General features: G+C 58.3%; 11 protein-coding genes. All 11 read left to right on the top strand.

Annotation, left to right across the window (positions count from 1 at the left end):
- Positions 1–80 precede the first annotated feature (80 nt).
- Genes VHE34_RS13580 through preA form a run of 11 tightly spaced genes read left to right on the top strand, consistent with a single transcriptional unit; the run spans position 81 to position 15,059 of the window.
- Positions 81–1,856: an ABC transporter ATP-binding protein gene (locus VHE34_RS13580; protein ID WP_325588752.1), complete on the top strand. Its 1,776-nt coding sequence runs from the start codon at positions 81–83 to the stop codon at positions 1,854–1,856.
- The gene (locus VHE34_RS13575; protein WP_325588750.1) at positions 1,792–3,693 is read left to right on the top strand and encodes an ABC transporter ATP-binding protein; all 1,902 of its coding nucleotides are present in this window, start codon (positions 1,792–1,794) and stop codon (positions 3,691–3,693) included. Before VHE34_RS13580 ends, VHE34_RS13575 begins: the two co-directional genes overlap by 65 nt.
- Positions 3,694–3,738: 45 nt before the next feature.
- Positions 3,739–4,725, top strand: a complete 987-nt coding sequence (locus VHE34_RS13570) for a YncE family protein (RefSeq protein WP_325588748.1) — start codon at positions 3,739–3,741, stop codon at positions 4,723–4,725.
- A 29-nt stretch (positions 4,726–4,754) separates the two neighbouring features.
- A complete protein-coding gene (locus VHE34_RS13565) occupies positions 4,755–6,233 on the top strand; it encodes a CoA-acylating methylmalonate-semialdehyde dehydrogenase (protein WP_325588746.1) in 1,479 nt (492 codons plus the stop codon).
- A gap of 12 nt (positions 6,234–6,245) precedes the next feature.
- Positions 6,246–7,601 carry an aminotransferase class III-fold pyridoxal phosphate-dependent enzyme gene (locus VHE34_RS13560; protein WP_325588744.1) on the top strand — a complete coding sequence of 452 codons (1,356 nt, stop codon included), beginning with the start codon at positions 6,246–6,248 and terminating at the stop codon, positions 7,599–7,601.
- 1 nt (position 7,602) lies between these two features.
- Positions 7,603–8,781, top strand: a complete 1,179-nt coding sequence (locus VHE34_RS13555; protein ID WP_325588742.1) for a P1 family peptidase — start codon at positions 7,603–7,605, stop codon at positions 8,779–8,781.
- A complete protein-coding gene (locus VHE34_RS13550; RefSeq protein WP_325588740.1) occupies positions 8,778–10,244 on the top strand; it encodes an NCS1 family nucleobase:cation symporter-1 in 1,467 nt (488 codons plus the stop codon). The genes VHE34_RS13555 and VHE34_RS13550 overlap by 4 nt, the downstream gene beginning before the upstream one ends.
- A complete protein-coding gene (hydA, locus tag VHE34_RS13545) occupies positions 10,228–11,631 on the top strand; it encodes a dihydropyrimidinase (protein WP_325588738.1) in 1,404 nt (467 codons plus the stop codon). Before VHE34_RS13550 ends, hydA begins: the two co-directional genes overlap by 17 nt.
- Complete coding sequence (locus tag VHE34_RS13540; protein WP_325588736.1) at positions 11,595–12,461, top strand: nitrilase-related carbon-nitrogen hydrolase; 867 nt, start codon at positions 11,595–11,597, stop codon at positions 12,459–12,461. The genes hydA and VHE34_RS13540 overlap by 37 nt, the downstream gene beginning before the upstream one ends.
- Positions 12,458–13,798 carry an NAD(P)-dependent oxidoreductase gene (locus tag VHE34_RS13535; RefSeq protein WP_325588734.1) on the top strand — a complete coding sequence of 447 codons (1,341 nt, stop codon included), beginning with the start codon at positions 12,458–12,460 and terminating at the stop codon, positions 13,796–13,798. The genes VHE34_RS13540 and VHE34_RS13535 overlap by 4 nt, the downstream gene beginning before the upstream one ends.
- Positions 13,791–15,059 carry an NAD-dependent dihydropyrimidine dehydrogenase subunit PreA gene (gene preA / locus VHE34_RS13530; RefSeq protein ID WP_325588732.1) on the top strand — a complete coding sequence of 423 codons (1,269 nt, stop codon included), beginning with the start codon at positions 13,791–13,793 and terminating at the stop codon, positions 15,057–15,059. The genes VHE34_RS13535 and preA overlap by 8 nt, the downstream gene beginning before the upstream one ends.
- The last annotated feature ends 3 nt before the right edge of the window (positions 15,060–15,062 follow it).

Raw genomic sequence — 15,062 nt, 5'->3', positions numbered from 1 at the left:
CCCCCTTCCACCGCCCTTTTCCCGCGGCTTCCGGGAACTCCCTTTTCCCGAGAGGTATTTTAGCTACCTTTGAGCACGTTATGAGTAACCAGAAACCTTCCTTACCCACGGGTCCAAAAGGTAAACCACCCAAAGGTCCCAGCCTTTTGCCGCTGCTAAAACCTTATCGCCGGCTGATCCTCCTGCTGATCCTTTTGGCCCTGGTCATGAACACCGTCAACCTCGGCATCCCGAAGATCATCCAGCAAGGGATCGATTCTTTTATAGGCCAGCGTTCGAATGTCGGCCATGTCGTGACCCTGTTCATGCTGGCGGCGGTGGGCGTCTTTATTCTCACCTGGGGAATGACCTTCGTCCAGACCTATGCCTCCGAAAAGGTGGCCCGCGATCTGAGAACCCAATTGGCCGGCCGCATCTCCCGGCAGAACTACAGCTTCCTGAGCAAGACCTCTCCCGCGCAGTTGCTAACCAATCTCACGGCGGATGTCGATTCTATAAAGACGTTTATTTCGACGGCCATTCCGTCCATTTTTTCCTCCGTCTTCACGATCGTCGGCGCCAGCGTCTTTCTGATGACCATCAACTGGCGGCTGGCCCTTTGCGTCATCGCCATAATACCCATCATCGGTGTCACCTTCTTCGTCATCCTGAAGAAGGTACGGGCCCTGTTCATCGCCAGCCGGGAGGTCATCGATTGGTTGAACAAGGTCATTAATGAAAGCATCCTCGGCGCGGCCCTTATCCGGGTCATCCAGTCCCAGCAGCTGGAATATGCCAAATTCCTTGAAGCCAACGCAAAGGCGCTGCATCTCGGCCTTCGGATCCTGAAAACCTTCGCTACGCTGATCCCCGTGATCATCTTTACCGCCAATATGGCCACGCTCACCATTCTGGCGCTCGGGGGGCACTATGTCATCAACGGAACCATGAGCCTCGGCGATTTCGCCGCTTTCAACCTGTACCTTACCATGCTCATCTTCCCTATCCTGGTGATCGGGTTCATGAGCAACGTCATTGCCCAGGCGCAGGCCGCCTATGCCCGTATCAGCGGGGTGCTGAACTCGCCCGATCCGGTTGAGACCGGCACGCTTGTCAAACCCCTCGAAGGACAGATCGAACTCAGGGACGTCACGGTTGCCTTTGGTGAGAAAGAGGTACTGAAAGACATCTCCTTCAGCGTCGCCGGCGGCTCCAAGACGGCCGTTATCGGGCCGACCGCGGCGGGTAAGACGCAACTTCTATACCTGCTCACCGGACTCAATCAGCCAAACAGCGGGACCATCACCTTCGATGGTCAACCGCTTGAAAATTATAGGAAGGAGGAGTTTCACAGGCAGGTCGGCTTTGTGTTCCAGGATAGCATCATCTTCAATATGAGCATCCGCGAGAACATCGCGTTTGGCGACAGCGTTTCCGACGCGGCGCTCCAAAAGGCCATTGCCACCGCGGAGCTCGCCGACTTCATCGGCTCCCTGCCTGAAAGACTCGATACCGTCGTCTCCGAACGCGGGACGACCCTCTCCGGCGGTCAGAAACAACGGATCATGCTGGCCCGCGCGCTGGCGATCGAACCCCGCGTCCTGCTGCTGGACGATTTCACGGCCCGCGTAGATACCCAAACAGAACAGAAGATACTCGCCAATGTCCGGCAGAACTATCCCGGCATCACCCTGCTTTCCGTCACCCAGAAGATCGCCTCCATTGAAGATTACGAACAGATCGTCCTGTTGATGGAAGGAGAGTTGGTCGCCTCGGGCACTCATGAGCATTTGATGGCGACCTGCCCGGAATATGTCCAGATCTATCAATCACAAAGAAGCACCAGCCATTATGAGCAACCGCAATTACAATCTTAATAGCCTTACCGAAGGCCAACCGAAGAGCAAGACCTGGCCGGCGCTGGTCAAGCTGGTCAATCTCCTGCCCGATGAACGGGGCAAGCTCATCCTGGCCCTGGCAACCATGGTGCTCTATGCCGTCTTGAGCATGCTGCCACCGGTACTCATCGGTTTTACGATCAGTAAGGTGCTGTTGAGTAAGGAAGCCTCCACGACCCTCGATTTCTTCGGTTGGCACGTACTGCAAGGCAGCGGTTATGGATTGGTGCTGACGGTTTGCGGCGTTCTGATGGTCATTTACCTGCTCAACCTCGCCGCCGTCTATGTGCGGACGATACTTATGGGTGGGTTCGGCCAACAGTTGCTCTATACCCTGCGGAATGCGATATTCAACAAACTTCAGGAACTGCCGGTCGCCTTCTTCGCCAGCAACAAGGCCGGCGACCTCATCTCCCGGATCAATAACGACACCGATAAGATCAATCAGTTTTTTTCCCAGTCGCTGATGCAATTCGTTTCCACGATCTTTATCGTTTCCGGCGCGGGTGTCGCACTGATCTGGCTCAACTGGCGCCTCGGTCTGGCGACCCTCGCGCCGGCAGCCCTGATGTGGATCTATACGAAACTCATCTCCCCCTGGGTGAAGAAGAAGAACGCCGCCAGCCTCAAGGCCACGGGGGCAATGAGCGCCGAGATACAGGAAAGCCTGGGCAATTTTAAAGTGGTGCTGGCTTTCAACCGTCGCGATTATTTTCGCCAGCGATTCGACACAGCTAATGGAGTCAACTACAAGGCCGCCGTAGGAGCGGGCATCGCTAACAACGTGTTCACGCCGGTTTATGGGTTGTTTTCCAGCATGGGCCAGATGGTCGTTCTGCTCTACGGGGTCTACCTGGTGAACAACGGTTATCTCGCCATTGGCTTTATCGTCAGCTATTTCATGTACACGAGCAATTTCTACGATCCCCTCCGGCAGATCGCCGCCCTTTGGTCCAGCTTCCAGACAGCCATCGCCGGCTGGGACCGCATCTCGCATATCCTCTCTCTCGAGTCGGACCTCCCTACCCTGCCGGTAACGGCGGCCACGGCTTCGGCCAACGGGGGCCCGGCGCTGACCGGACCCTCCAACGGCACTACGCCGCTGCTGGAATTCAAGGACGTCACCTTCCGGTACACGGAAGGCAAGGACATCCTCCGGCACAACAGTTTTCGCATGGAAAAGGGGAAGACCTATGCCCTTGTCGGGCCCACCGGCGGCGGCAAGACGACGACGGCCTCGCTCATCGCCCGGCTGTACGATGCCAGCGAAGGCACGGTCTATCTCAATGGCCGCGATATCCGCAGCTATGCCCCGGCCGAACGTACAAAGAAGATCGGCTTTATCCTGCAGGAACCCTTCCTCTTCACCGGCACCGTCCGCGACAATATATTATATGGCAACGAGGAATACAGGGACTACACCAACGAACAGCTGACCGATGTCCTCCATCGATCCGGCCTGGAGACCCTGCTCACCCGCTTCGACGAAGGGCTGGAAACCAAGGTTACCTCGGCCGGCGAGGGTATCAGCCTGGGCCAGAAACAGCTGATCGCCTTTATCCGCGCGGTGCTCCGCAACCCCGAGCTGCTTATTCTCGACGAGGCCACCGCCAATATCGATACCGTCACCGAGAAGATGCTGGAGGATATCCTGCGGCGGCTGCCGGATACCACCACCCGCGTCATCATCGCGCACCGGCTGAATACCATTGAGAATGCCGATGAGATCTTCTTCGTCAATGGCGGTGAGATAACCCGCGCGGGAAGCCTCGACCAGGCGGTCAATATGCTGTTGGAGGGGAAGAGAGTGAGTTAAAACCAATTTGTCGCCAGAATTGGGTCATAAGTTGGCAAAAAAACCATGCGCCATTGTCTCACCACCCTTTTGCTTTGCCTGATCACCGCCTGGGCCGGAGCCCAGGGCTATACGGTATCAAAGACCTTCAAGATCGGCAGCCCCGGCGGCTGGGACTATATCGCCGTCGGACCGAACGGAAAACTATACGTCTCCCATGGCACCCAGGTGAACATCCTCGATGCGAAGACGGGGGACTCTGTCGGCGTCATCCCCAACACCACCGGCGTCCACGGCATCGCCTTCGTCGAATCCCTCGGCAAGGGCTATACCAGTAACGGCCGGCTGAACAACGTCACTGTGTTCGACCTGAAGACTGCCGCGGTACTGGGGCAGATCGCCACGGGCCAGAACCCGGACGCAATCCTATACGATCCTTTTTCCAAAACCATCATCACCTGTAATGGCCGCAGTCACGATCTGACCGTCATCGATCCCGCCAAAGGAACCGTGACGGCCACCATTGCCCTCGACGGTAAACCCGAGACTGCCGTGTCTGACAATGCCGGGCGCATCTATGTCAACATCGAAGACAAGAACAAAATAACCGTGGTGGATATCCGTGAGAATAAAGTGGTCACCAGCTGGCCGCTCGGCGCCGAGGGCCCCACCGGCCTGGAGATCGACCGGAAGACAAAACGTCTCTTCGCGGGTTGTGACAAGCAGCTGGTCGTTATGGACGCCACCAACGGCAACGTCGTCACAAAGCTTCCCATCGGCGACGGTTGCGACGGAGTCGGCTATGACGAAAGCAAGGGACTCATCTTCGCCTCCTGCGGCGAAGGCAAGCTTACCGTGATCAGGCAAAGCTCTGCGGCCGCTTACAACGTCGCCGAAAATGTTCCTACCAAACGCAGTGCCCGGACCATTGCGGTCGACGGACACACGCATAGGGTTTACCTACCCTTCGCTGACACCGAACCCGGCGCTGCAGGCGAGCGCCCCAAGGTGATCCCCGGTACTTTTGGGGTGTTGGTGGTCAGCCCAAAATAGGTTAAATTGTATTGCTTAACAGTAATACAATGCCAGCCGTCACAACCGAAAGTAAATACGGTATTCTAAAAAATTATATCAACGGAGGCTTCGTCACGAGCAGTTCGGGACGAAGCCTCCCTGTTCATTCACCCCTCGACGGCAGCCGCCTCGCCGAAATGCCTTGCGCCACCACTGCTGAGTTGGATGCCGCCGTCACCGCGGCAAGGGCCGCCTTTCCCCGCTGGAGCCGGACGCCGGTCAAGGAGCGTGTTCAGGTATTCTTTCGCTATAAATACCTGCTCGAGCAGCACCTCGACGAGCTGGCGGACCTCGTCAGCGAAGAGAACGGCAAGACCCGCGGCGAAGCCGTCGCCGAGATCGAGAAATGCATCGAGCTCACCGAGTTCGCTACGGCCCTGCCGCAGTTGATCGGCGGCGAAGTCCTCGAAGTCAGCAAAGGCGTCGAATGCCGGGTGGAACATGTCGCATTGGGGGTCGTGGCCTCGGTCGTTCCCTTCAATTTCCCCGCGATGGTGCCCAACTGGACGATCCCCAATGCCATCGCTCTTGGCAACTGCATGATCATCAAACCTTCCGAAAAAGTTCCCCTTAGCGTCGCGCGGCTTGCCCTTTTATTAAAGGAAGCGGGCCTTCCCGACGGGGTCTTCAATATCATCAATGGCGACAGCGCCATCGTGGAAGCCATCTGCGACCACCCGGGCATCGACGCTGTTTCCTTCGTGGGCTCGACCCGCGTTGCCAAACTGGTGTACCAGCGCGCCACCCATCATCTCAAACGCTGTCTGGCCCTTGGGGGCGCCAAGAACCACCTGTTGGTACTGCCCGACGCTCAGCCCGAGATGACGGCACAGAATGTCGCCGCCTCGATGAGCGGCTGTGCCGGCCAGCGCTGTATGGCCGCATCGGCGATGGTGGCCGTCGGACCCGTAGACCCGATCATCGACCGCATTTGCGCGGAAGCCCGCCGGATCGTCCCCGGCCAGAACCTCGGCGCCGTCATCGATAAGACTGCCAAAGACCGCATCGAACGCTATATCACCGAAGCCGAACGCCAGGGTGCAAAGATCCTCGTCGACGGCAGAGGCTATACCGTTCCCGGCAAGGAAGGCGGCACCTATGTCGGCCCTACAGTGATCGATTATGTGAAGCCCGATATGGCCGTTGCAAAAGAAGAGATCTTCGGTCCCGTCATCAGCATCCTTCGCGTCGACACCCTCGACGAGGCGATCGCCATCGAAAACGCCAGCCCATACGGCAATGCGGCTTCTGTCTTTACGCAAAACGGCGCTTTCGCCCGCTACGTCATCGATCGCGCCAGCGCCGGCATGGTTGGGGTTAATGTGGGGGTTCCCGTTCCCCGGGAGCCTTTTTCTTTCGGCGGCTGGAATGAAAGCAAGTTCGGCGTCGGGGACATTACCGGCAAGTCCTCTATTGAGTTTTGGACCCGGCTGAAAAAGAGCACCACGAAATGGAATCCCGAAGCGGGGATCAATTGGATGAGCTAAAAGACTAAAAATATGCCGCAACCAAGCACTCTGTCCGAAACCCAGGAGATTTTACAAGACAATTTGGATTACACCCTCTTCTCCTGGTCGAAACAAAAAGGCCTCAACCCTATCGCCGTCCAGCGTGCCGAAGGGGTCTATCTCTACGACTACGACGGGAAACGCTATCTCGACTTCTCCTCCGGCCTGATGAACGTCAACATCGGGCATGGCAACCAGCGGGTCACCGACGCCGTGGTGCGGCAGATGCAGGAAGTGAGCTATGTCACACCTTCCTGCGTGACAAAAGCCCGCGGCGAGCTCGGAAAGAAACTCGCGGAGATAACTCCGGGTAACCTGACAAAAACGCTCTTCACGGTTTGCGGCGCCACCGCCATCGAGAACGCGATAAAGCTCGCCCGCCTCTACACCGGCCGCCACAAGATCATCGCCCGCTACCGTGCCTTCCACGGCAGTTCCTATGGCGCGATGACGGCGGGTGGCGATCCGCGGAAGCTCCCTGCCGACAGCCAGCAAGCGCCCAACTTCATCCATGTCGAAGACCCCTACTGCTATCGTTGCCCCTGGAGCCAGGAGATCAGCACCTGCCACCGGGAATGCGTGTCCCATATCGAAAGGATCATCGAGTTCGAAGGACCCGATAGCATCGCCGCCATCCTCATGGAAGGGGAAAGCGGCACGTCGGGCTGTATAAAGTATCCGCCGGACTACCTGCAAAAGGTCCGCGCCCTCTGTGACAAATACGGCATATTGCTCATCGCCGACGAGGTCATGAGCGGCTTTGGCCGGACCGGAAAGTGGTTTGCCTGCGAGCTGCATGGCGTCGTCCCCGATATCATCGCCACCGCCAAGGGGATCACCGCCGGCTACCTGCCGCTGGGCGCGCTGATCGTCACCGACAAAATAGCCGATGCCTTCAACGACCGCGTTCTATGGCTGGGCCTCACCTATTCAGCCCACCCTGTCTCCTGTGCCGCCGGGCTGGAAGTGCTGAAGATCTATGAGGACGAGAACCTCATAGAGAATGCCGCCGCCATGGGCCGCTATGTGGACGAACGCGTCGCGCAACTGACAAAGAAACACCCCTGTATCGGCGACTGGCGCAACACCGGTCTTCTCGGCTGTCTCGAGATCGTAAAGAATCGGAAGACGAAAGAACCGATGGCGCCCTTCAACGCCAAACCCGATGAGATGACCGTGATGAACCAGGTGGCGGCCCGGCTGAAACAGCTCGGGATGTACACCTTTGTGCGCTGGAACTATGTGTTTATCGCGCCACCCCTTTGCATCACGCGTGAGCAGATCGACGAAGGGTTGGCGATGATCAGCGATGCGTTGACGATTGCAGATGCACACGTAACTGACTAGCATGAGAATAGCATTCCTTCTTCTCTTACTGCAGCTAGGCGCCGCTGCGCAGCAGCGGCGCGCAAGGGATTACGGCGTACCCTTTGACGGCAGCCCGGGACCCTACAACGCCATCACCGACGTCGCGGGCGTCACCGTCGGCCAGACAACCCTCATCAGCGGCGACGGCCCGTTAGTCAAGGGCAAGGGTCCGATCCGCACGGGCGTCACCGCCATCCTTCCCCGCGGAACCACCTTCGCCCCCTGCTTTGCCAACTGGTATACATTGAATGGCAATGGGGATATGACCGGCACCCATTGGATCACCGAATCGGGCTTCCTGGAAACGCCGATCCTCATCACCAACACCGGAAATGTAGGGACAGTCCGCGACGCGGCCTGGCAATGGATGGATCAGCACCATTACTATACCCCCTTCTATCACGATTACTGGTATGCGTATCCCGTCGTCGCCGAGACCTACGACGGCATCTTCAACGATATCAACGGCCAGCATGTACACAAGGATCATGTCTTCCGCGCCCTCGACAGCGCCCGCAGCGGCCCGGTCGACGAAGGCGGCGTCGGCGGCGGCACCGGCATGATGTGCTATGGCTTCAAAGGCGGCATCGGCACGGCCTCCCGGGTGCTCGACAAACGTGCGGGCGGCTATACGGTCGGCGTTCTCGTCCAATGCAATCACGGCAGCCGCAACCAGCTCACCATCGCCGGCGTTCCGGTCGGCAAAGCGCTGCAAGACACTCTGCCCTTCACGATGGACAAGCAACCCCTTGGCCTGGCCTCTACACCACCCCGCGAAGAAACGGGAAGCATCATCGTCGTCCTCGCCACCGACGCGCCCCTGCTCCCCGGCCAGCTGAAACGGCTCGCTCAACGCATACCCCTTGGGGTTACCCGCACCGGAGGCATCGGCGGCAACGGCTCGGGCGATATCTTCATTGTCTTCTCCACCGCCAATCCGCACGCCTTCAGCAATACCGATAACGAAAACGTGACGACGATCCCCAATGAACACATCAACGCGCTGTTCACCGCTACGATCGAAGCCACCGAAGAGGCGATCGTCAACGCCCTGTTCGCCGGCAAGACACTCACCGGTATCAATGGGAATACCGTCTATGGAATGCCGAAGGAAGCGGTCCTTCGTATCCTGAAACAATACAATCGTCTAAACAAATGAGCCGTTCCTCCTCCTTGTACAGCGAAGATCTGGCGCCGGTAGAGCCGAACCGCCGCACCTGGAAGACCTGGAACTATGCCGCCCTCTGGATCAGCATGAGCCTTTGCATCCCGACCTATATGCTGGCGAGCAGCCTGATCGGCGGTGGGATGAACTGGTGGCAGGCGATACTCACCATCTTCCTCGGCAACAGCATCGTGCTGGTCCCGATGATCCTCAATGGCCGTGCCGGCGCAAAATATGGCATCCCCTTCCCCGTCTTTGCCCGGGCCTCCTTCGGCACCCGGGGCGCCAACATCCCCGCCCTGCTCCGCGCCATCGTCGCCTGCGGCTGGTTCGGCATCCAGACCTGGATCGGCGGTTTTGCTCTCTACCAGATGCTGCATCTTTGGATACCCGCGCTCGACCAGTTGCCGGCATTGCCAAAAGCCCTCGGGCTCGCCACCGGCCCAGCCATCTGCTTCCTGCTCTTCTGGGGGCTCAATATGTGGGTGGTATACCTCGGTGTCGACAGCATCAGGAAACTCCTCGTCTTTAAAGCCTTCTTCCTGCCGCTCGCGGCTCTTGCCCTCCTCTTCTGGGCGATCGGCAGTGTTCATGGCGGCCTTGGCCCCATCCTCACCCAACCCTCGAAGCTTACATCCCCCGGGGCCTTCTGGGACTTCTTCATACCCGGTCTCACGGGCATGGTCGGCTTCTGGGCGACGCTAAGCCTCAATATCCCCGACTTCACCCGGTACGCCGTCAGCCAAAAAGCCCAGGTAAAAGGCCAGGCCCTCGGCTTGCCGCCTTCGATGACGCTCTTCGCCTTTATCGGCGTCGTCGTCACGAGCGCCACGACGATGATCTATGGAACGACGATCTGGGACCCGGTGGCGCTGGCAGGCCGCTTCGACAGCAAGCTCCTGGTCAGCATCGCCATGATCGCCGTCGCGATCTCCACCCTCGCGACCAATATCGCCGCCAATATCGTCAGCCCCGCCAACGACTTCGCCAACCTCGCACCGGCCCGGATCCGGTTCCGAACCGGCGGCCTTATCACGGGTATCCTCGGCATCCTCATCTTTCCCTGGAAGCTGGTGGCCGATCCCTCCGGGTATATCTTCACCTGGCTCGTCGGCTACAGCAGCCTGCTGGGACCCGTCGGCGGCATCCTGATCGTAGATTATTATTTCATCCGGCGCCAGCAGCTTTCCCTGAACGATCTCTACGATCCCCATGGCATCTATCGCTATAGCGGTGGCTTCAACAGGCGCGCGGTCATCAGCCTGGTCCTTGGCATCCTGCCCAACGTTCCGGGCTTCCTCGTCACCATCGGGGTGACCGGCGCCGGCAGCTTCCCCGCATGGCTCGTCGGGCTGTATAATTATGCGTGGTTTGTCGGTTTCGCCCTCGCCGGCGCCTGCTACGGGCTGCTGATGCGGCCTCATTTAAAAAAGGAATTCTATGTCAGTATTGATTAAAAACGGAAGGATCATCACGGCCACCGACGAGTTCACCGGCGATATCCTCATCGAAGGAGAACGGATCTCCGCCATCGGCACCAGCCTGCCGCCCATCGCCGGGACCACCATCGATGCCAAAGGCTTGCTGGTGATGCCCGGCGGCATCGACCCACACGTCCACCTCGACATGCCGTTCATGGGCACCTTCTCCAGCGATACCCACGAGACCGGCACCCGCGCGGCCCTCTTCGGCGGCACCACCACCGTCATCGACTTCGTCCTGCAAAAACAGGGTCATACCCTGCACGAAGCCCTCGCGGAATGGAACGGCCGGGCCCGGGGCACCGCCGTCGGCGACTACAGCTTCCACATGGCAGTGACCGACTATAACGACGAAACAAAGCAGGAGATCCGGCAGATGGTCGAAGAGGAAGGGATTACTTCGTTCAAAACATTCATGGCCTATAAGGGCGCCCTGATGATCGACGACCGCCAGATGACCGCTCTCATGCAGGAGGTGAAGAAGCATGGCGGTGTTGTCACCGTCCATGCTACCAATGGCGATATGATCGACTATCTCATCGCCAAACATCGCGCCGAAGGCAAGCTTTCTCCCCTCTATCACTATCTCTCCCAGCCCGAGGTCACCGAGGCGGAGGCCAGCGCCCGTTTTGCCGACATCGCCAATTACACCGGTTGCCCCGGCTATATCGTGCATCTGACCTGTGAGGGGGCGCTCAACGCCGTCCGCATGGCTACGCGCCGCAACCAGACCGTTTTCGTCGAGACCTGTATCCAATATCTGCTCCTCGACGCCGATCTCTATGAAAAAGATTTCGAAGGGGCCAAATGGGTGATGAGTCCGCCGCTGCGCAAGGCCAAGGACCGGGAGACCCTCTGGGCCGGCATCAACCAGGGGCTGGTCCGCGTCGTGGCCACCGACCACTGCCCCTTTCTCTGGAAACAAAAGCTGATGGGCGAAAAAGATTTCTCCAGGATACCCAATGGGCACCCGGCCATCGAGAACCGCATGGAGCTGTTGTTCACCGAAGGCGTGGGCAAGGGTCGCATCAGTCTCAATAAATATGTCGAGGTCGCTTCTACCAACGCGGCGAAGATATTCGGGATGTGGCCGCGCAAGGGCACCCTTGCTCCGGGCAGTGACGCCGATATAGTCCTTTTCGATCCCCATGAGAAGCATAGGATTTCCGCCAAGACCCATCATATGAATGTCGACTACTCGGCGTATGAGGGATGGGAACTCACCGGAAAAGTGAAGACAGTCCTCCTCCGTGGCCAGGTCGCGATCGACAACAATGAATGTCTCGTCGAAAAAGGGTATGGCCAATTCATCAAAAGAAATAAAATATGCCAAGAATCATCAAATCCGGTCTCATCCAAATGAGTCTTCCTAAAACGGAAGGCGAAGGCACCATCGAAGAGATAAAGGAAGCCATGCTCCAAAAACATATTCCTCTTATCGAGGAGGCCGGAAAAAAAGGCGTGCAGATACTCTGTTTGCAGGAAATTTTCAATACGCCCTATTTCTGTCCCGGTCAGAACAGCGATTGGTATGCTTCCGCCGAACCGGTACCCGGTCCGACGATCCAGCGGATGACGGAATATGCAAAGCGATACAGCATGGTGATGATCGTTCCGGTGTATGAGAAAGAGCAGGCCGGGGTGCTTTATAATACGGCTGCGGTGATAGATGCGGATGGAACGTTTTTGGGGAAGTATCGAAAGAACCATATCCCCCATACTTCCGGGTTCTGGGAGAAATTCTTCTTCAAGCCCGGCAATCTCGGCTACCCGGTGTTCCAGACGCGCTATGCCAAGGTCGGCGTGTATATCTGTTATGACCGCCACTTCCCGGACGGCGCCCGCGTCCTTGGCCTCAACGGCGCGGAGATCGTCTACAATCCTTCCGCCACGGTAGCAGGGCTGAGCCAATATCTCTGGAAGCTCGAGCAGCCGGCCCATGCCGCGGCCAACGGTTATTTCATGGGTTGCATCAACCGGGTGGGCGAAGAGAAACCCTGGAATCTCGGACGCTTTTATGGCAGCAGCTATTTCGTCGACCCACGCGGTCAGATATTTGCCCAGGCCTCCGAAGACAAGGACGAGCTGCTGATCGCTGATCTCGACCTCGCCAAGATCGACGAGGTGCGCAGCGTCTGGCAGTTCTTTCGCGATCGCCGGCCGGAAACCTATGGTAAATTGACTGAATTATGATCCAGAAAAACCGGCTTACCGAGGCCGAATATGCGGCGAATTTTTCCGACATCCATCCTCCTTTCGAGACGCCGGATTCGGCGTTGGTCGCTGCCAACCGCTGCCTGTATTGCTATGATGCACCTTGCACCAAAAGCTGTCCAACGGGTATCGATGTTCCGAAATTCATTAAACAAATAGTTTCCGGCAACCTAAAGGGTTCGGCGCATACGATCTTCGAGTCGAATATCATGGGCGGTGGCTGCTCCCGCGTCTGCCCGGTCGAAAAGCTTTGTGAAGGCGCCTGCGTCTACAATCTCATGGGAGAGACGCCTATCCCTATCGCCCGTCTGCAGCGCTATCCGACAGAAAAAGCGATCACGGAAAAATGGCATCTCTTCGAAAAGGCGGCTCCCACCGGAAAAAAGGTCGCCATCGTCGGCGCCGGCCCTTCGGGTCTTAGCGCCGCGCATGTGCTTGCGCGGGCGGGAGTCGAGGTGACGATCTTTGAAAAGGAGGCGAACGGTGGCGGGTTAATGACCTATGGCGTGGCCGCTTACAAGGTGACCCCCGAATTCTGCGCCGAAGAGCTCCAATACATTCTCTCCATTGGCGGCATCACCATCCAATACGAACAGGAACTGGGCCGGACCATCCATCTCACTCAGCTCAGGCAACAGTATGACGCCGTCTATCTCGCCTTTGGCGTCGGCCTTGCCCGTCGCCTGGATATCCCCGGCGAAGACCTCGACGGAGTGGTCGACGCATTGAAATTCATCTATTCGATCCGGTCCGATGGCTATCCCGCGGTACCCGTCGGCGACAAGGTCGCCGTCATCGGCATGGGCATGACCGCGATCGACGCCGCCACGCAGGCGCGAAGACTCGGCGCAAAAGAAGTAACGCTGGTGTATCGCCGTACGCAGGCCGAGATGCCCTGTACCGAAGCCGAGCTGAACCTTGCAAAGACGGACGGCTGTCGTATTCTCTGGCTCGCTGCGCCGAAAGCGATCACGGGCTACAACGGCTGCGTCACCCAACTCACCTGCAGCGAAATGGAGTTGGGATTACCTGACCCAAGCGGCCGCCGCAGCCCGATCGACACCGGCCGCACCCTCGAGCTCGAAGTCGACATGGTCATCAAGGCCGCGGGCCAGACCCCCTTCGAATCCCTCGTGGAGTCCGAAGGTCTCGAACACAAAAACGGCCGCCTAACGACGAATGCCGGGGCCAAAACCAATCTCCCCGGCGTCTTCGCCGGCGGCGACAATGTCAACGGCGGCAAAGAGGTCGTAGACGCCGTGCAAGCCGGCAAAGACGCCGCCGCCGCGATCCTAAACTTTATCTACCATGGCTAATTTACACACCGATTTCCTCGGTATCAAAAGCCCCAACCCCTTCTGGCTGGCCAGCGCGCCACCCACGGACAAACAGGTGAATGTCATTCGCGCCTTCGAAGCCGGCTGGGGAGGGGTCGTCTGGAAGACCCTTGGCAGCCAGGTAAAAAACGTCTCTTCCCGGTATTCGGCCGTCGATTACCACGGCAGCCGCGTCATGGGCCTGAACAATATCGAGCTCATCAGCGACCGGCCACTGGACATCAACCTCAGGGAAATAAAGGAATGCATCCGCCTCTTTCCCGATCGCGCCATGATCGTCTCCCTCATGGCGGACAACGATCGCAACAGCTGGCACGAGCTGATAAAGAAGGTACAGGACACAGGCGCCCACGGAATCGAGCTCAACTTCGGCTGCCCTCATGGGATGACAGAGCGCGGCATGGGGGCGGCGGTCGGCCAGGATCCGGACATCGCCCGGCTGGTCGTGGAATGGGTGATGGAAGCGGCCACGATCCCGGTGATCACCAAGCTCACGCCGAATGTGCATTCCGTCGTTCCTACCGGCCGGGCATCCGTAGAGGCAGGGAGCAACGCGCTTTCGTTGATCAATACCATCCAATCCGTCACCGGAGTCGATCTCGATACCTTTATTCCCAATCCCAATGTCGGGGGAAAGTCGACGTTCGGGGGGTATTGCGGGCCGGCCGTAAAACCCATCGCCCTCAAGATGCTCGCGACCATCGCCCAGGACCCGGTGACTTCGAAGGTCCCCGTCTCCGGCATCGGCGGCGTCAGCACCTGGCGCGATGCTGCGGAGTTCATGCTGCTGGGCTCTACCACGGTGCAGGTATGCACCGCCGTCATGAAGCACGGCTTCCGCATCATCGACGATCTCTGCGAAGGACTCAGTAACTGGATGGATGAAAAAGGATTCTCGGTTACGACCGACTTCATCGGCCGCTCCGTCCCGACCCTCACGCACTGGGAGGACCTCGATCTCAATTATCATATCGTCGCCCGCATCGATCCGGATAAATGTATCCACTGCGGTCTTTGCTATATCGCCTGCGAGGATGCCTCCCATCAATCGATAAGGCTGACCCGAGGTCAGCCTTATAATGAGTATACGATAAAAGAGGACGAATGCGTCGGTTGCAACCTCTGCAAGCTCGTCTGTCCCGTCGACGGCTGCATCTCCATGGTCGAGCAGCGTGTCGGCCCTGAATATCTCAACTGGAAGGAATTCCAGCGCCGCGGCCTTCCGCTGAACGATCACTAGGCT

It is taken from the genome of Puia sp., assembly GCF_035546395.1.
GTDB lineage: Bacteria > Bacteroidota > Bacteroidia > Chitinophagales > Chitinophagaceae > Puia.
The sequence above is the reverse complement of the archived record's forward strand: the minus strand, read 5'-3'. Positions and strand labels throughout refer to the sequence as shown.

Coding starts and splice junctions, on each gene's coding strand:
- VHE34_RS13575 (WP_325588750.1), top strand. CDS start 1,792: ATGTCCAGATCTATCAATCACAAAGAAGCACCAGCCATTATGAGCAAC.
- VHE34_RS13535 (WP_325588734.1), top strand. CDS start 12,458: ATGATCCAGAAAAACCGGCTTACCGAGGCCGAATATGCGGCGAATTTT.
- VHE34_RS13560 (WP_325588744.1), top strand. CDS start 6,246: ATGCCGCAACCAAGCACTCTGTCCGAAACCCAGGAGATTTTACAAGAC.
- VHE34_RS13540 (WP_325588736.1), top strand. CDS start 11,595: ATGCCAAGAATCATCAAATCCGGTCTCATCCAAATGAGTCTTCCTAAA.
- VHE34_RS13565 (WP_325588746.1), top strand. CDS start 4,755: ATGCCAGCCGTCACAACCGAAAGTAAATACGGTATTCTAAAAAATTAT.
- VHE34_RS13570 (WP_325588748.1), top strand. CDS start 3,739: ATGCGCCATTGTCTCACCACCCTTTTGCTTTGCCTGATCACCGCCTGG.
- hydA (WP_325588738.1), top strand. CDS start 10,228: ATGTCAGTATTGATTAAAAACGGAAGGATCATCACGGCCACCGACGAG.
- VHE34_RS13580 (WP_325588752.1), top strand. CDS start 81: ATGAGTAACCAGAAACCTTCCTTACCCACGGGTCCAAAAGGTAAACCA.
- preA (WP_325588732.1), top strand. CDS start 13,791: ATGGCTAATTTACACACCGATTTCCTCGGTATCAAAAGCCCCAACCCC.
- VHE34_RS13550 (WP_325588740.1), top strand. CDS start 8,778: ATGAGCCGTTCCTCCTCCTTGTACAGCGAAGATCTGGCGCCGGTAGAG.
- VHE34_RS13555 (WP_325588742.1), top strand. CDS start 7,603: ATGAGAATAGCATTCCTTCTTCTCTTACTGCAGCTAGGCGCCGCTGCG.